At 63.6% G+C, this 15,584-nt stretch carries 16 protein-coding genes; 9 read left to right on the forward strand and 7 right to left on the reverse strand.

What is annotated here, in order from left to right; all coding sequences use genetic code 11:
* The first annotated feature begins 155 nt into the window (after positions 1-155).
* The 3 genes from AAFX91_RS28830 (at position 156) to AAFX91_RS28840 (ending at position 2,204) form a co-directional block, all read left to right on the forward strand.
* The gene (locus AAFX91_RS28830; protein ID WP_130577448.1) at positions 156-809 is read left to right on the forward strand and encodes a hypothetical protein; all 654 of its coding nucleotides are present in this window, start codon (positions 156-158) and stop codon (positions 807-809) included.
* A 212-nt stretch (positions 810-1,021) separates the two neighbouring features.
* Complete coding sequence (locus tag AAFX91_RS28835) at positions 1,022-1,759, forward strand: OmpW family protein (RefSeq protein WP_394568900.1); 738 nt, start codon at positions 1,022-1,024, stop codon at positions 1,757-1,759.
* Positions 1,760-1,985: 226 nt separating this feature from the next.
* Entirely contained in the window at positions 1,986-2,204 is a 219-nt protein-coding gene (locus AAFX91_RS28840; RefSeq protein ID WP_394568901.1) for an alkylphosphonate utilization protein, read from the forward strand.
* Positions 2,205-2,322: 118 nt separating this feature from the next.
* Here AAFX91_RS28840 and AAFX91_RS28845 read toward each other — a convergent pair whose 3' ends face one another.
* Positions 2,323-3,018 carry a DUF1013 domain-containing protein gene (locus AAFX91_RS28845; protein ID WP_165420997.1) on the reverse strand — a complete coding sequence of 232 codons (696 nt, stop codon included), beginning with the start codon at positions 3,016-3,018 and terminating at the stop codon, positions 2,323-2,325.
* Between the two features lie 227 nt (positions 3,019-3,245).
* On the opposite strand from AAFX91_RS28845, the gene ispH reads away from it, so the two are divergent.
* Genes ispH through rnhA form a run of 3 tightly spaced genes read left to right on the forward strand, consistent with a single transcriptional unit; the run spans position 3,246 to position 5,665 of the window.
* Positions 3,246-4,214, forward strand: a complete 969-nt coding sequence (gene ispH / locus AAFX91_RS28850) for a 4-hydroxy-3-methylbut-2-enyl diphosphate reductase (RefSeq protein WP_394568902.1) — start codon at positions 3,246-3,248, stop codon at positions 4,212-4,214.
* 6 nt (positions 4,215-4,220) lie between these two features.
* Complete coding sequence (locus AAFX91_RS28855) at positions 4,221-5,201, forward strand: homoserine kinase (RefSeq protein ID WP_394568903.1); 981 nt, start codon at positions 4,221-4,223, stop codon at positions 5,199-5,201.
* Positions 5,198-5,665, forward strand: coding sequence for a ribonuclease HI (gene rnhA / locus AAFX91_RS28860; protein ID WP_028168254.1), 468 nt, complete (start codon positions 5,198-5,200; stop codon positions 5,663-5,665). The genes AAFX91_RS28855 and rnhA overlap by 4 nt, the downstream gene beginning before the upstream one ends.
* Before the next feature lie 196 nt (positions 5,666-5,861).
* On the opposite strand, the gene AAFX91_RS28865 is transcribed toward rnhA, so the two are convergent.
* The 6 genes from AAFX91_RS28865 to AAFX91_RS28890 all read right to left on the reverse strand — a co-directional run bounded on the left by AAFX91_RS28865 (position 5,862) and on the right by AAFX91_RS28890 (position 13,574).
* Positions 5,862-6,347, reverse strand: coding sequence for a peroxiredoxin (locus AAFX91_RS28865; RefSeq protein ID WP_394568904.1), 486 nt, complete (start codon positions 6,345-6,347; stop codon positions 5,862-5,864).
* A 108-nt stretch (positions 6,348-6,455) separates the two neighbouring features.
* Positions 6,456-7,010: a DUF924 family protein gene (locus AAFX91_RS28870; RefSeq protein WP_394568905.1), complete on the reverse strand. Its 555-nt coding sequence runs from the start codon at positions 7,008-7,010 to the stop codon at positions 6,456-6,458.
* A gap of 27 nt (positions 7,011-7,037) precedes the next feature.
* A complete protein-coding gene (locus AAFX91_RS28875) occupies positions 7,038-8,726 on the reverse strand; it encodes a long-chain fatty acid--CoA ligase (protein ID WP_394568906.1) in 1,689 nt (562 codons plus the stop codon).
* A gap of 136 nt (positions 8,727-8,862) precedes the next feature.
* Complete coding sequence (locus AAFX91_RS28880; RefSeq protein ID WP_394568907.1) at positions 8,863-10,344, reverse strand: D-alanyl-D-alanine carboxypeptidase family protein; 1,482 nt, start codon at positions 10,342-10,344, stop codon at positions 8,863-8,865.
* Between the two features lie 221 nt (positions 10,345-10,565).
* Positions 10,566-12,344: a glucan ABC transporter ATP-binding protein/ permease gene (locus AAFX91_RS28885; RefSeq protein WP_130577458.1), complete on the reverse strand. Its 1,779-nt coding sequence runs from the start codon at positions 12,342-12,344 to the stop codon at positions 10,566-10,568.
* A 171-nt stretch (positions 12,345-12,515) separates the two neighbouring features.
* On the reverse strand, positions 12,516-13,574 hold the full coding sequence (locus tag AAFX91_RS28890; RefSeq protein ID WP_394568908.1) for an ABC transporter substrate-binding protein: 1,059 nt from the start codon (positions 13,572-13,574) through the stop codon (positions 12,516-12,518).
* Between the two features lie 239 nt (positions 13,575-13,813).
* Here AAFX91_RS28890 and AAFX91_RS28895 point away from each other — a divergent pair, with 239 nt between their 5' ends.
* From AAFX91_RS28895 to AAFX91_RS28905, 3 genes are all read left to right on the forward strand, one after another.
* Positions 13,814-14,239: a hypothetical protein gene (locus AAFX91_RS28895; protein WP_394568909.1), complete on the forward strand. Its 426-nt coding sequence runs from the start codon at positions 13,814-13,816 to the stop codon at positions 14,237-14,239.
* Positions 14,240-14,349: 110 nt separating this feature from the next.
* Complete coding sequence (gene hisE / locus AAFX91_RS28900; protein ID WP_130577461.1) at positions 14,350-14,748, forward strand: phosphoribosyl-ATP diphosphatase; 399 nt, start codon at positions 14,350-14,352, stop codon at positions 14,746-14,748.
* Positions 14,749-14,810: 62 nt separating this feature from the next.
* The gene (locus AAFX91_RS28905) at positions 14,811-15,392 is read left to right on the forward strand and encodes a YqaA family protein (protein ID WP_130577462.1); all 582 of its coding nucleotides are present in this window, start codon (positions 14,811-14,813) and stop codon (positions 15,390-15,392) included.
* Positions 15,393-15,584 lie beyond the last annotated feature (192 nt).

Consider the following 15,584-nt stretch of genomic DNA (forward strand, 5'->3'; position numbering starts at 1 on the left):
GCGCGAAACTACTTCGCCGTCGTCGCCATTGCCGCCACTCTGCTCTGGATAAGGTAACTGTCCACACGGCCTAGTCCGACCCTGCAGGACGCGCTAAATAGAACCAAGCCTATTTTATATGTTCGGTTGTCGAACGATCCATTCGAGGATCTGACATGACGAGTGTCCCTGGAAGCAGCGAAGCCGAAGTGATCGAAAGTCTTCTGCCCCGCTATCAGGCGGAGGGATTTGACGTCTACATAAACCCGTCTCCATCAATCCTTCCGCCCTTTATGCAAGAGTATAGGCCGGACGCCATCGCTCTCAGAAAGGATAAGAAGATCGCAATTGAAGTTGTCGGCTCAAACACAGGCTCCACTCAGAAGATAAAAACGCTGCAATCTCTGTTTGCCGATCGCGATGATTGGGAGCTCAGGGTGTTCTACGCGTCACCCGCAGTGTCCGGCAAATTGCTGGAGATCGCTTCGACTGCCGCAATCAACGAATCGATTCAGCGTGTCGTTGATTTGAGTAATGCCGGCCATTCGCTGGCCGCTCTCGTGATGGCATGGGCGACGCTTGAAGCCATCGGCCGAGCCTTGCTTCCGGATCAATTCCAGCGGCCGCAAACGCCTGCACGTCTCGTAGAGGTACTTGGGTCTGCGGGATATGTTACGCCGGAAGAAGCCGATAGGTTAAGGGCAGCGATTGTGGTCAGGAACGCAATAGTTCACGGTCAACTTGATTCCGAGGTTGGTCCGGAGTTGCTCAACGGCTTCGTTGCTGTCCTGAAGACATTGGCGAAGCTGCTGCCGGCCGAAAACAGATAGTGACCTCGATGCGCGGTCATGCGTTACCGCTACGGCTGGATCGCATCGGCGTTTGCCGTGATACTTTTGCAACGCTGTGGCTTAATCACGCCATGTCTCGTCTGATTTGATCCGCGTCAAATCCTTCACCGTCCCGCTTCTGGTCTGAGAGAGGCAACGCGCGACTTTCCGCGCGGACTTGGCGATGGGAAGACTTGGCGATGGGGAATTTGATGAGGACAAGAACAATTTTGACGGCGTCGCTCGTGCTTGCGGCGGCGTTCGGTGGGGCTGCCATGTCGGCGCAGGCTGCGGATCTGGCGGCGACGCCGGTCTACAAGGCGAAGGCACCGCCGCCGGTGGAGACCTTCAACCCCTGGATGATCCGTCTGCGCGCGCTCGGCGTGTTGCCGGATGCGGGCGGCAGCTCGGTTAACGTCTTCGGCGTTCCGGGCCTGTCGTCACCGAATTCGGGGCTCTCGATTAGCGATCAGGTCATCCCGGAGCTCGACATCACCTATTTCTTCACCGAGAATTTAGCCGCCGAACTCATCCTTGGCGCGACCAGGCATCACATCAGCGGTACCGGGGCGCTCAACGGGCTCGACATCGGTAAGGCCTGGCTGTTGCCGCCGACGCTGACCCTGCAATATCACTTCACCGGGCTTGGCGCGTTCAAGCCGTATATCGGTGCCGGCATCAACTACACCGTGTTCTTCAACCAGTCCGCGGCCAACACGCCGGTCGGCGGTCTTGCGGTGACGGATCTGCACATCAGCAACCAGGTCGGCGCCGCGGTTCAGTTCGGCTTCGACTACATGCTCGACCGCCACTGGGGCCTCAACGTCGACGTGAAGAAGCTGTGGCTGCGGCCGGACTACTCGGCAACTGTCAACAACGCAATTCCAGTCACCGGGCGCGCCAATATCGATCCGTGGCTGGTGGGCGGCGGCGTCGTCTACAAGTTCTGACGCCGCGGGGGACGGCGGCGCCGGGAGCCGGGCTCCGGCGCCGCTGGCCGCCTTGGTGCTGAGCCAGCATGAGATGACGGACCAGATCGAATTGCGCTAGAGCATGATCCGGAAAAGTGGAAACCGATTTTCCCTCGCGACAAACGCGAAGCGTTTGCGCGGAGATCATGCTCAAATTAAGAGATGAGATCATTCCCATCTCAGCGCGCGCCGCGGAAAGCATCACATGGACATCAAGGTTAGGGATTCAAACGGCGCGCTGCTCGCCGAAGGCGATAGCGTCACGCTGATCAAGGACCTGAAGCTGAAAGGCTCGTCCACGGTCTTGAAGCGCGGCACGGTGATCAAGAACATCCACCTCACCGACAACGAGGACGAAATCGAAGGTCGGACCGACAAGATTAAGGGCCTGGTCCTGCGCACGGAGTTCCTGAAAAAGGCGTGAGGGCGGCCATCCGCCGTCATCACCCGCCACCGGGGCGCGGCTGCTGCATCACTCCAACAAAAACGCGGCGGGTTGATCCGCCGCGTTTCGCATGCCTCGTACCGAATGCGAGGCAGCCTTATTCTTCCTGCTCTTCTTTCTTGCCGCCGATCGTCTTCAGCTTGGCGAACACGGCGTCGACGTTGAGGTCGTCGCCCTTTCTCTCGGCGGGCTCGAACTCCGGCTCCTTCCGCGTGGTCTCGGAGGCCGGCAGCAGCGTGGCGCCACCATAGGTGGCGGTGGCTGGCTTCTCCTTGGCGGCGCGCTGCACCTCGAAGTCGAGCTCGATCTGCGAGCACAGGCCGAGCGTCACCGGGTCCATCGGGGTCAGCGTGGAGGTGTTCCAGTGGGTGCGGTCGCGGACGCTGGCGATCGTGGTCTTGGTGGTTCCGACCAACCGCATGATCTGGGCGTCCTTCAGTTCGGGGTGGTTGCGGACCAGCCACAGGATCGCGCTCGGTCGCTCATGGCGGCGCGACACCGGCGTATAGCGCGGGCCCTTGCGCTTGGCGGCGGCCGGCAGCACCACCTTGCTCTCGCCGAGCCTGAGGCGATAGTTGGGGTCCCTTTCGCCCTTTTCGATCTCGTCGCGGCTCAATTGGCCGGTCGAGATCGGGTCCATGCCCTTGATGCCCTGGGCGGCGTCGCCGTCCGCGATGGCGCGGACCTCCAACGGGTGCATCTTGGTGAAATCGGCGACCTGGTCGAAGGTCAGCGCGGTATTATCGAGTAGCCAGACGGCGGTCGCCTTGGGCATCAGAGGTGCGTTGCTCATGGCAAATCTCCTTTGTGCTTCGCCCACCTCTTTGGAGGCGAAACCGGGGGGTCATCAGCGATGACGGGAATTAAGCCCTATATAATCCTTCGGGTACCGGTGGCGCAATGGTTCTGCTAGAGTGCCTTGACACCGTCCGAAACCGAGCCCAAGTCCGGCTAAAGTCCTTACCCAACTGACCGTTCCCTGCCCGCCGGCAAGGGGTGATTCGGTCGCGAGATCGCTCCATGCCAGCCAAACCAGACCTGAGAATCGTGCTTTGTTCGCCACGCGGCTTTTGTGCCGGGGTGGTCCGGGCCATCGACACCGTGGAACGGGCGCTGACGATCTACGGCGCCCCGGTTTATGTCCGGCACGAGATCGTCCACAATAAATATGTCGTGGACGGCCTGAAGAAGAAGGGCGCGATTTTTGTCGAGGAACTGGCCGAAATCCCCGCGAATACCAGCGCACCGGTGGTTTTTTCCGCTCATGGGGTTCCAAAGTCGGTTCCGGCGGATGCGCAGGCACGCCATTTGTTCTCGCTGGACGCCACCTGTCCGCTGGTCACCAAGGTGCACCGGGAAGCCGCGATCCATTTCAAGCGTGGCCGCGAGATCCTCCTGATCGGGCATTCCCACCACCCGGAGGTGGTCGGCACGCTCGGCCAGTTGCCTGCGGGCGCCGTGACCCTGATCGAGACCGCCGAGGACGCCAAGACCTTCACCCCGAAGGATCCCAACAACCTCGCCTTTGTGACCCAGACCACGCTGTCGATCGACGATACCGCCGAGATCGTCGCGCTGCTCAAGGAGCGCTTCCCGAACGTCAACGGGCCGCACAAGGAAGACATCTGCTATGCCACCACCAACCGCCAGCTCGCGGTGAAGAAGGTGGCTCCGGTGGTCGATGCGCTGATCGTGGTCGGCGCGCCGAACTCCTCCAACTCGCAGCGCCTGCGCGAGGTCGCCGAGCGCGAGGGCTGCCCGATCGCGGTGCTGGCGCAGCGTGCCAGCGACATCGACTGGGATCGCTTTGAGGGCATCAGCAGCCTCGGCATCACGGCCGGCGCCTCCGCGCCGGAAGTGATCGTCGAAGAGATCATGGACGCGTTCGCCGAGCGCTTTGAATTGCATGTCGAGACCGTCTCGGCCGCGGAAGAAAACGAGTTCTTCCCGCTGCCGCGCTCGCTGCGTCCTGAAGCCGCCGCCGAGTAGTCGTTTATGGCGGTCTACACCGACGTCGCCGCCGAAGAGCTAGCGGAATTCCTTAGAGGTTACGACATCGGCGATCTCCTCTCCTACAAGGGGATCGCCGAGGGCGTCGAGAACTCGAACTTCCTGCTGCACACGAGCTGCGGCTCGTTCATCCTGACGCTCTACGAGAAGCGCGTGGCGGAGGATGACCTTCCGTATTTCCTGTCGCTGATGGCGCATCTCGCCGAGCGCGGCGTGAGCTGCCCGCAGCCGGCGCGAAACCGCAACGGTGAGGTCTATAGCCGGCTCGCGGGGCGGCCGGCGGCGGTCATCAATTTCCTCGAAGGCATGTGGCCGCGGCGGCCGAATGTCGGACATTGCGGTGCCGTCGGCGAGGCGCTGGCGAAGATGCATCTTGCCGGGCTCGATTTCCCGATGTTCCGGCAGAACCCGCTCTCGGTTGCCGGCTGGCGGCCGCTGTTCGATCTTGCCGGCTCGCGCGCCGACAGCGTGCAGGCGGGCCTGCGCGATTTCGTCGAGCGCGAGCTTGGCTATCTCGAGGCGAATTGGCCTACCGATCTGCCGGTCGGCGTCATCCATGCCGATCTGTTTCCGGACAACGTGTTCTTCCTCGGCGACAAACTGTCGGGGCTGATCGACTTCCCGTTCTCCTGCAACGACATCCTGGCTTATGACGTGGCGATCTGCCTCAATGCCTGGTGCTTCGAGCCGGACCATTCCTTCAACGCGACGAAAGCGCGCGCGCTCCTCAATGCATATGGCCGGGCGCGGCCGTTGTCGGAAGGAGAGCAGGCGGCGCTGCCGCTGCTCGCGCGCGGCGCCGCGCTGCGCTTCCTGCTGACGCGTTTGGTCGATTTCCTCAACGTGCCGCCAGGTGCGCTGGTGAAGCCCAAGGACCCGCTGGAATATGTGCGCAAGCTGCGCTTCCAGCAGAGCGTGAAGACGCTCAGCGACTACGGCGTGACGCAGGCGGGGTGCGTGGCGTGAGCGAAAAGCCGCATGTGACTGTTTTCACCGATGGCGCCTGCTCGGGCAATCCCGGCCCGGGCGGCTGGGGCGCAATCCTGAAATTCGGCGACGTCGAGAAGGAATTGAAGGGCGGCGAGGCCCACACCACCAACAACCGCATGGAATTGATGGCGGCGATTTCGGCGCTGGAGGCGCTGAAGAAGCCCTGCGTGGTCGATCTCACCACCGACAGCCAATATGTCCGCCAGGGCATCACCGGCTGGATCTTCGGCTGGAAGAAGAACGGCTGGCGCACCGCCGACAAGAAGCCGGTGAAGAATGTCGAGCTATGGCAGCGGCTCGATGCCGCGCTGAAGCCGCACGAGGTGCGCTGGCACTGGATCAAGGGCCACGCCGGCCACGCCGAAAACGAGCGCGCCGACCAGCTCGCCCGCGAAGGCGTCGCCATGGCGCGGCTGAAGGAAAAAGTCGGCGGTTCGTAGTTGGTAGGGTGGGCAAAGCGCAGCGTGCCCACCATCCACGTTCGGTGCAAAAAACGGTGGGCACGCTTCGCTTTGCCCACCCTACGGCCTCTCCGTCGTCGTCCGTCATTGCGAGCGAAGCGAAGCAATCCATTTCGCCGCTTGCTGAGGCGTGGATTGCTTCGTCGCTACGCTCCTCGCAATGACGGGGGGAAGCTTAGAGCTGCGCCAGCAGCGTGTCGCCGCCGGAGACCTCGACCTTGCCCGGGGCGGGTTCGAGGTTGAGCTTCTTCACCACGCCGTCCTCGACCAGCATCGAATAGCGCTTGGAGCGGATGCCGAGCCCGTTGCCGGAGGCATCGAGCTCCATGCCGATCGCCTTGGTGAAATCGGCGTTGCCGTCGGCGAGGAACAGCGCCTCGTCGCGCTGGTCGGTGTCGCGCTTCCAGGCGTTCATGACGAAGGCATCGTTGACCGAGACGATCGCGATGGTGTCGACGCCCTTGTCCTTGATGGCGTAGGCGTTGAGGAAGATGCTCGGCAGATGCATCTTGTGGCAGGTGCCGGTGTAGGCGCCGGGCACGGCGAACAGCGCCACCTTCTTGCCCTTGAAGACATCATCGGTGGTCCGCACCTGCGGACCTTCGTCGGTCATCACGCGAAACTTGGCATCCGGCAGCTTGCCGCCAACTTGGATCGTCATCGTCCAGTCTCCCTGAATGAGCTGATGTTTTGTAGACCGTGCAGCTTGCGGGCACAATATTCGCGAGCGTCAAAACCGCAACGGCCGCGCGCCTTCACCGTTCCGTCATCATCCGGAAAATCCGCCTTCGTCCAGGAAGGCCTGCTCTTCGGGCGTGGTCGCGCGCCGCAGGATGCGGTTGCGGTGAGGAAAGCGGCCGAACCGCCGGATGATATCGGCGTGCCCCTCCGCATATTCGAGCTGCTCCGTATTGCCGATGTTCCGGAACAGCTCGATGCAGCGGATCTGGTCGGGCAGATGCTCCGAATGCATGAAGGGCATGTAGAGGAATTCGAGCAGGTCGGGGTCGATCCGCGCATCCACCCCGCGGTCGATGGCCCGATGCGCCACCTCCCGCGCCAGCGCGTCGCTTGAATAGGTCAGCGCGTCGCCGCGGAACATGTTGCGGGGAAACTGATCGAGCATGATGACCAGCGCCAGCGCGCCGTCGTCGATCGTCTCCCATGACGACAACTCGCCGCCCGCCGCCTTCCGCCAGAGCTCGAGATAGCGGTCGCGTATTTCCGCATCGAACGCATCGTCGCCCGCGTACCAGCGATCGGGGCCGGCCGCGCGCCAGAACGCCAGGATCTCGCCCGGCGTGACATCGCGAACGTCAATCATGGTCCGAACGTCCGCTGGCGCGCGAATTCAGGCCGCAGCCGCCGGCTTCTTCTCGTCGCGCAATTCGCGGCGCAGGATCTTTCCGACATTGGTCTTCGGCAGCTCGGTCCTGAACTCGATCTGCTTCGGCACCTTGTAGTTGGTGAGCTGGGTGCCGCAGAACTTGATGATCTCCTCGGCGGTGAGGCTCGGGTCCTTGCGGACGATGAAGGCTTTGACCGCCTCGCTGGTCTTGACGTCGGACACACCGATCACGGCGCATTCGAGCACGCCCGGATGGCTCGCGATCACTTCCTCGATCTCGTTCGGATAGACGTTGAAGCCGGAGACGAGGATCATGTCCTTCTTGCGGTCGACGATCTTGGTGTAGCCGTTCTCGTCCATCACCCCGATGTCGCCGGTGCGGAAATAGCCGTCCGCAGTCATCACCCGCGCGGTCTCGTCCGGCCGGTTCCAGTAGCCCGACATCACCTGCGGACCCTTGGCGCAGATCTCGCCGGCCTGTCCGAGCGGCAGTTCATTGCCGTCATCGTCGCGGATCGAGAGATAAGTCGAAGGCACGGGCAGGCCGATCGAGCCGGAGAACTTGTCGGTGTCGGCGGGGTTGCAGGTCAGCGTCGGCGAGGTCTCGGACAAGCCGTAGCCTTCCGACAGCGCGCAGCCGGTCACCGCCAGCCATTTCTCGGCCACCGGCTTTTGCGTCGCCATGCCGCCGCCGAAGGAGGTCTTCAGCTTGGAGAAGTCGAGCTTGTCGAAGCCGGGCGTATTCAACAGGCCGTTGTAGAGCGTGTTGACGGCGGGAAAGCTGTTGATCTGGTATTTCGCGAGCTCCTTGACGAAGCCGGGCAGATCGCGCGGGTTCGGGATCAGGAGGTTGACGCCGCCGGCGCGCACCGCCAGCAGATAGCAGGCGGTCAGCGCGAAGATGTGGTAGAGCGGCAGCGCGCAGACGATGAAGAGCTGGTCGACATGCGGCGGCTTCTTGATCGCCGGCTGCAGCCAGGCGTCGTTCTGCAGCACGTTGGCGACGATGTTGCGGTGGAGCAGGGTGGCTCCCTTGGAGACGCCGGTGGTGCCGCCGGTATATTGCAGGAAGGCGACGTCATCGGGCGTGATCCTGGGCCGGTTGAGCTTCATGCCCCGGCCTGCGGCGACAGCAGTGTTGAATGCGACGGCGCGCGGGATCGAGAACGGCGGCACCATCTTCTTCACCCGGCGCACCACCAGATTGACGATCACGCCCTTGAAGCCAAGCAGGTCGCCCATGCTGCCGACGATGACGTGCTTGACCGAGGTCTTGCCCAGCACCTGCTGCACGGTGGCAGCGAAATTCTCCAGAACGATGATGGCTTCTGCGCCGGAATCCTTGAGCTGGTGCTCGAGCTCGCGCGGGGTGTAGAGCGGGTTGACGTTGACGGCGGCGTATCCGGCACGCAGCACGGCGGCGGTCGAGATCGGATATTGCAGCACGTTCGGCATCATCAGCGCGACGCGCGCGCCCTTTTGCAGGCCGAGGCTCTGCAGATAGGCGCCGAGCGCGGTCGACATCTCGTCGAGCTCGCGATAGGTGATCGCCTTGTCCATGCAGATGAAGGCCTTGCGGTCGGCGAACTTCGCAAAGCTCTCCTCGAGCAGCTCAACCAGCGATGAGTATTGCGTGACGTCGATGTCGGCGGGCACGCCGGCCGGGTAGTACTTGAGCCAGATGCGCTCCATGGAAATCCCCTCTCCTCGTCCCCGGACCGTGGCCCGGACTGCCTTCTTTTTGGCAGTATTGGGCTAGCCGGCGGCCGATGGCAAGCCGCCCGCGCCCGTTCGACGCATCAGCAAATCGGGGGATGTTGCGGCGCGGTTAACTGGCCGGCTTGCCGTCGTTCTTCGGCTTGGCCGCCGCCTTCGGCTTCGCCGGCTTGGCGGCTGGCTTGTCGCCCGCGGTGGCAGCCGGCTTCTCCGAAGGCTTTGCCGCCGCGCCATCCGACTTGGCATTGGCCGACTTGGCATTGGCATGGTGGACGGCGGCAGGCTTCGCCGCTGGCTTGGCTTCCGGCTTGGCGGCTTGCTTGGTATCCGCCTTCGTATCTGCCTTGGCCTGCTTTGCAGCCGGCTTGGCGTCGGACTTGCCATCTGATTTCGCGTCCGCAGACGCGTCCGGCTTCTTGGCCGCGACATGCGTCTTCTTCTTGCGCGGCTTTGGCGTGTCCTTCTCGGTGTCCGCCGCGACCGCGGCGATCAAAGCCGCACCCGTCCGGGTCGGGCCGGTATAGACCACGACCGGCTCGGACGGCTCCGCCGGCTGCGCCAGCAAGTCGGCGGGCTTGAAGATCGGCGGCGGCAGGTTGGCGGCGAAGAAGGTCGCGCCGGTCTCGCCGCTGCTGCTGCTGGTGCTGGCGACGGTGTCCTCGTCCTCATCACTTGCGGGCCGCTTGCGCTTGGGGCCGCACATCTCATCGCGCAGGTTCGGCGGCGTAGCGTCGATCGGCGCCAGACTCTCGACTGTGCCCAACGAAGGGCGGAGCCAGGACAGGTTGTTATTGGCAAAACCGCGATCGAGCAGTTGCGCCGCGCGCACCGCGCGCATCCGGCCCGACGAGGCGCCGAGCACCACCGCGATCAGCCGCTTGCCGTCGCGCGTCGCCGACGCCACGAGGTTGTAGCCGGAGGCGCAGATAAAGCCGGTCTTGAAACCGTCGGCGCCGGGATAGCGGCCGATCAGGCGGTTGAAGTTCTGCGTGGTCCGGCGGCCGAAGCGGATCGAGGGGATGTGCACGAAATATTCGTATTCGGGAAGATCGCGGATGATGGCGCGGGCGAGGATCGCAAGGTCACGTGCGGAGGTGATCTGGCCGTCCGCGGGCAGCCCGTTCGGATTGACGTAGCTCGTCTGCGTCATGCCGAGCTTCTGCGCGGTCTCGTTCATCATCGCGGAGAAGCCGTCGATCGATCCGCCGACGCCTTCGGCGAGCACGACCGCCATGTCGTTGGCCGACTTCACCAGCATCATCTTCAGCGCATTGTCGACGGTGACCTGCGTGCCCGGACGGAAACCCATCTTCGACGGCGACTGCGAGGCCGCCGTCGGCGAGACCGTGAGCAGCGTGTCGAGCGAGATGCGGCCGTCCTTCACCGCCTTCAACGACACATAGGCTGTCATCAGCTTGGTGACCGATGCGGGATACCAAGGCATGGTCGCGTTGTCGGCCTGCAGCACCTTTCCGCTATCGGCTTCCACCACCAGCAGCGCCTCCGCCTTGGTCGCGCGCGGCGCAAGCGCGAGGGCCGCGGCGGCGACGAAGAGGAGAAGCGATCGGCGAAGCAGCGGGCGAAGAAGGTGCACTATCCTGGTCCGGTCCTGATTGAAGACCCGCCTTGAACAAACGCCTTGGCCAAGGTGGGCTTTCAGATGTGACGTTCCGGTTTCAAGCGTGTCCGGCGCCGGCCAATTTTGCGGCGGTGCAAACCCTATACCGGGTCGCTTTTGGAGAACAGAGGCCGGGTTATTTAATCGTGGACGAAATCGGCCGAATTTCGACAATTCCGCGGCCGGTGAAGCGCGGCCTATTCCGCCTGCAGGCTTGCTCGCGCGTTCTCCTGGACCATGAATTGGGCCCGCGCGAGATCGGCAAAACGGCCGCCTTTTGCGACGAGTTCATCGAAAGTTCCGCTTTCGATCACCCTGCCGTTGTCGAACATCAGGATGCGGGTGGCGTGGCGGATGGTGGAGAGGCGATGCGCGATCACGAAGGTGGTGCGGCCTTTCATCACTTCATCGAGAGCGGCGTTGACCTTGGCCTCGGTGACGGCATCCAGCGCGCTGGTGGCCTCGTCCAGGATCAGGATCGGCGGGTCCTTGAGCAGCGCGCGGGCGATCGACAGGCGCTGCCGCTCGCCGCCCGACAGCATGCGGCCGCGCTCGCCGGCATGGGTGTCGAATCCCTTCTCGCTGCGCTCGATGAATTCCAGCGCCTGCGCCCGCGCCGCGGCCGTGCGAAGTTCCTCGTCGGTGGCATCAGGTTTGCCGACGCGCAGGTTCTCGGCGAGCGAGCGGTTGAACAACAGCGCCTCCTGGAACACCACGCCGATGTTCCTGCGCAGCGCGGTCAGCTTCAGCGCGCGGATATCCATGCCGTCGATCTTGATGATGCCCGACTGCGGATCGAAGGCGCGGTGCAGCAGCGCGATCGCGGTCGACTTGCCGGCGCCGGTCGAGCCGACCAGCGCGATGGTCTGGCCAGGCAGCGCGGTGAAGGTCAGATCCTCCACCGCCGGACGCTTGCCGTCGTAGGAGAAGGAGACGTCGTTGAATTCGATGAGGCCCGACAGCCGGCCTGCATCCATCGCGCCGGGACGGTCGCGCACCGCCGGCACCGCGTCCAGCACGTTGAAAAATTCCTTCAAGCGCGGCGCTTCCATGAACACGTTGTTGATGAAGCCCACCACCTGCTCGAGCTTCTGGATCAGCATGGTCGCGAAGGAGACGAACATCACGATCTCGCCGACCGAAGTCAGTCCTTGCTGGTTCAGCACGATGCCGACCGTGAAGATCGCAAGCACGGTGATGGTGGTGGAGGCACGGGTGATCACGGTCACCAGCGCCCACCATGACAGCACAGGCATCTGCGCAGCGAGCAGCTTGTCGGCGACGAAGCGCAGGCCTTGCACCTCGGAGTCGATGCGGACGAAGCTCTGCACCAGCGCCACATTGCCGAGCGCGTCGGAGGCGCGCGCGGAGAGATCGCTGTAGTGCTCCTCGACCTCGCTCTGCATGCCGTAGGTCTTGCGTACCACCAGCGTGGTCAGCACGGTGAAGACGACGCAGAGCGCGAACAGGAGGATCGCGAGTCGCCAGTTGATGTAGAGCGAGAGCGGCAACAGCACGACCAGCGACAGGATCGCGGCAAAATGCTCGCGGAAGAAGCCGAGCCAGAGCCGCCACAGCGCGTCCGTGCCGTTCAGCATCACTTTCATCAGCCGTCCCGAATGGGTGCCGGTGTGAAAGGTCAATGGCAGTTGCAGGATGTGCTCGAAATAATCGGTCAGAACCGCCTGCCGCTGGCGATGCGCGAGCCGGTCGGCATGCAGCGCCACGATGGCACTACACCCGATCGTGAACAGGCCGAACGCGACCCAGGCCGCGAGCAGCGGCCATGGCGAGGTGGATGCGATCAGCCCGGTGACCGGCTTGCCCGAAAGCACGTCGACGATCTTGCCGAACAGCACCGGCTCGGCGAATTGCGCGCAGGCGAGCAAGAGATTGGCGCCGGCCAGGATCCAGCCGAGCCGCGCCTCCTTGCCGAGCAATTCGAGCACGCGAACATAAAGACGAAGCAGCGACATGCCGCCATTCTAATCCGGGATCGCGGGCAAGAACCAGAGCGCGATGCTCTTTCCCGCCGTTTCTCCACGTCATTGCGAGCGGAGCGAAGCAATCCATATCTCCGCTTGCGGAGGCGTGGATTGCTTCGTCGCTGTCGCTCCTCGCAATGACGGGCGCGGCGCTACTCTTGCTCAATTCACCACGCGCGCGTCGGCCGGCGGCAGGAATGCGTCATCGAAAATATCCGCCGCGGTCGGCCGCTTCTGGAATTTGAAATCCTCCGCGATCTGGTCGATCGACCGCTCGAACCTGACCGTATCGATGCCGCCGAGGCCGTGCTGCTTCACTTCCGCGGTGAGGATGTTGTCGCCGATGATGGCGCGCAGCCGCTCGGATTCCAGTTCGCGTGAGCCGGCATCCATGCGGCTCACCACTTCGGTGACCGCTTGTGCGGGTTCCTTGATCGCAAGATGTGTTCCCGTGATCACCGCCCGCACAAAGCCCTTCACGGCCTCGGGCTTGGCGGCTGCCAAGTTCGGGTTGACGATCAGCGCGGCGCCATAGGCCTCGCAGCCGTAGTCGGCGAAGCGCAGCACTGCGAGATCGTCCGCCGGCACGCCGCGATCGCGCAGGTTGATCGCCGACAGATAGGAGAAGCCGGTGACCGCGTCGACCTGTCCCGCCGACAGCATCGGCTCGCGGACCGCGGCGCTGATGCTGTTCTGCTTCACGCTTTGCGGCTTGATGCCGTTCTGCCTGGCGACCGCGGGCCACAGCCGGATCGAGAGATCGCCTTCGGCGACGCCGAGATTCTTGCCCTCGATATCGGAGAGCGCACGGATGCCGCGGCTCCTGCGCGCGATGATGGCGTAGGGCGCGTGGTTGAACAGCACGAAGATCGCCTTGACCGGTGCGGCGCCATTCCGGTCGCGCGCGCGGATCAGCGTGTTGATGTCGACCAGCGCGAAATCGCTCATCCCCGCGCTGACGCGCCCGATCGCGTCCTGCGATCCGCCCGCGATGTTGGTGGTGACCGCAAGCCCCTCCGCGCCGAACGATCCGCCGACGCCTGCCATCACGAAGGGCGACACCGCCGCGTCGATCGGGCGGTCGAGCGTAAGCTGGATCGTGATCGGCTGCTTGGCGGCGCCTGCGCTCTGTGCGCGGCTTGCGCGAGAGCACAGGCTGGCGCCGAGGCCGATCGCAAGGCCCAGGAAATCGCGGCGGGTGGAGGTCAGGGTTACGCGCATGATGACGTCAGGAGACGCGAGACAATCTGTCGCGCTGGGTATATCTGTTTCGTGACACCGAACGCGCGTTTTCGCCCGTTCAACGGTGCCATTCTGCCGTTTCTAACCTGAATGCTTGATGACTGCCACGATTTCGCCAGGGATCGTTCAGCCTGCGTTTGGTTTGGGGAACTTAGGATCGCACCCGTGGTTGGCTATGAGTGGCCCGACGGGCCGAGCTTCCACGGAGGACTACTCAGATGTTTGCGCGAAAAGGTGTGTTTTCATCGATCGGCCGCGCAGCCGCACTGGCTACCGTCGCGGCGGTCGCGCTGACGGCGGTCGAGCCGTCGATGGCCTATGCGGGCTCGGCCCCGAAGGCCAAGGAGGTCACGGCGCAGACCGGCACCAGCGACGTCACCGATATCAGCGCCCGCCGGCGATATTATCGCGGTGGCGGTGGCGGCGCGGCTGCTGCGGCAGCCTTTGCCGGCATCGTCGGCGCGGGGCTTGCGATCGCCGCCGCCCAGAACCGCCGCGATTACTATGATTCCTACGGCTACTATGGTGGCGGCCCGGTCTATTACGGTGGCCCGGCCTATTATGGCGGCGGCCCGTATTACTACGGCGGCGGCTATGGCCGCGGCGTGCCGTACTATCGCGGTCACCCGCTCGCGAGCTGGTAAACGCGATTTTGATCGAGATGAGGCCACCGGCCCGCGCGGCCGGTGGATTTTTTTCGCCCATTGGCCAGCATGTTAACACGCTGGCCAGAGGTTTGAATTAGGCTTGAGGAATGAGTGATTCGCTCGATCGGCTCTATCAGGCGGTTCTCGCGGCCCGGCATCTTGATCCGGCGACGTCGCGCACCGCCCGATTGTTTCAGCGCGGGCCGTCAAAAATGGCCAAGAAGCTGGCCGAGGAAGCGATCGAGGTCGTGATCGACGCCCTCAGCGGCAAGACCGACGCCGTGGTGCGCGAGAGCGCCGACCTTCTCTATAACCTGACTGTTTTGTGGGCAGCCGCCGGGGTGAAGCCGGAGGATGTCTGGAAAGAGATGGAACGGCGCGAGCATTTACTCGGAATCGCCGAAAAACTGCCGAAGACCGGAGCCAGACTGGCCAAGCCGTCGGCCGAGCCGGTCGTGCGGCGGCGAATTGTCGCGCTCGAAAGCAGCCTGCGGAAGCGGCGCTGACCCGCCAACAATCCTCTTTTGCCGGCATGGACAAATGCGCTCCATGATGGTTGATCGCGCCCATGCTGAAACGGATCTACGACTGGTGCATCGACGCCGCCGACAAACCCTACGCGCTGTGGATTTTGGCCGCCGTCGCCTTCGCTGAGAGCTCATTCTTCCCGGTTCCGCCCGACATCATGCTGCTGCCGATGTCGCTGGCGCAGCCGAGGCGCGCCTGGTGGTTCGCCACCGTCTGCACGATCGCGTCGGTCGCCGGCGGCGTGCTCGGCTACGCCATCGGCGCGCTGCTCTATGACTCGGTCGGCCATTGGCTGATCACCATCTACGGCCTCGGCGACAAGGTGGACGCCTTCCGCGCCTCCTATGCCGAATGGGGTGCGGTGATCATCCTGCTCAAGGGCCTGACCCCGATCCCCTATAAGCTCGTCACCATCACCTCGGGCTTCGCCGGCTATAACATCTGGCTGTTCATCCTGTGCTCCATCGTCGCGCGCGGCGGCCGCTTCTTCATTGTCGCGGTCCTGCTCAACCGCTACGGCGACTTCATCCGCAAGGAATTGGAGAAGCGGCTGGGCTTCTGGGTCGCAATCGGCGCGATCGTGCTGGTGCTCGGCTTCTACATCGCCTTCAAGCTGGTTTAGCGCACGCGAGAACTCTCTCCCCTCATGGTGAGGAGGCGCGAAGCGCCGTCTCGAACCACGAGGCCCAATCGAGCCCGTGGCCCATCCCTCGAGACGCGCGCTAAGCGTGCTCCTCGGGATGAGCGACTATCTGGATTGTCAAGTTGCATTGGCGTAAGCGGCACGCGCCTCGCGTGCTTTGGCGTTGAGGCG

It is taken from the genome of Bradyrhizobium sp. 31Argb, from assembly GCF_043638955.1.
GTDB lineage: Bacteria > Pseudomonadota > Alphaproteobacteria > Rhizobiales > Xanthobacteraceae > Bradyrhizobium.

Excerpts from the sequence above, each read along its gene's own strand:
- AAFX91_RS28830 (WP_130577448.1), top strand. The coding sequence starts at position 156 with ATGACGAGTGTCCCTGGAAGCAGCGAAGCCGAAGTGATCGAAAGTCTT.
- AAFX91_RS28835 (WP_394568900.1), top strand. The coding sequence starts at position 1,022 with ATGAGGACAAGAACAATTTTGACGGCGTCGCTCGTGCTTGCGGCGGCG.
- AAFX91_RS28840 (WP_394568901.1), top strand. The coding sequence starts at position 1,986 with ATGGACATCAAGGTTAGGGATTCAAACGGCGCGCTGCTCGCCGAAGGC.
- AAFX91_RS28845 (WP_165420997.1), bottom strand. The coding sequence starts at position 3,018 with ATGAGCAACGCACCTCTGATGCCCAAGGCGACCGCCGTCTGGCTACTC.
- ispH (WP_394568902.1), top strand. The coding sequence starts at position 3,246 with ATGCCAGCCAAACCAGACCTGAGAATCGTGCTTTGTTCGCCACGCGGC.
- AAFX91_RS28855 (WP_394568903.1), top strand. The coding sequence starts at position 4,221 with ATGGCGGTCTACACCGACGTCGCCGCCGAAGAGCTAGCGGAATTCCTT.
- AAFX91_RS28865 (WP_394568904.1), bottom strand. The coding sequence starts at position 6,347 with ATGACGATCCAAGTTGGCGGCAAGCTGCCGGATGCCAAGTTTCGCGTG.
- AAFX91_RS28870 (WP_394568905.1), bottom strand. The coding sequence starts at position 7,010 with ATGATTGACGTTCGCGATGTCACGCCGGGCGAGATCCTGGCGTTCTGG.
- AAFX91_RS28875 (WP_394568906.1), bottom strand. The coding sequence starts at position 8,726 with ATGGAGCGCATCTGGCTCAAGTACTACCCGGCCGGCGTGCCCGCCGAC.
- AAFX91_RS28885 (WP_130577458.1), bottom strand. The coding sequence starts at position 12,344 with ATGTCGCTGCTTCGTCTTTATGTTCGCGTGCTCGAATTGCTCGGCAAG.
- AAFX91_RS28890 (WP_394568908.1), bottom strand. The coding sequence starts at position 13,574 with ATGCGCGTAACCCTGACCTCCACCCGCCGCGATTTCCTGGGCCTTGCG.
- AAFX91_RS28895 (WP_394568909.1), top strand. The coding sequence starts at position 13,814 with ATGTTTGCGCGAAAAGGTGTGTTTTCATCGATCGGCCGCGCAGCCGCA.
- hisE (WP_130577461.1), top strand. The coding sequence starts at position 14,350 with ATGAGTGATTCGCTCGATCGGCTCTATCAGGCGGTTCTCGCGGCCCGG.
- AAFX91_RS28905 (WP_130577462.1), top strand. The coding sequence starts at position 14,811 with ATGCTGAAACGGATCTACGACTGGTGCATCGACGCCGCCGACAAACCC.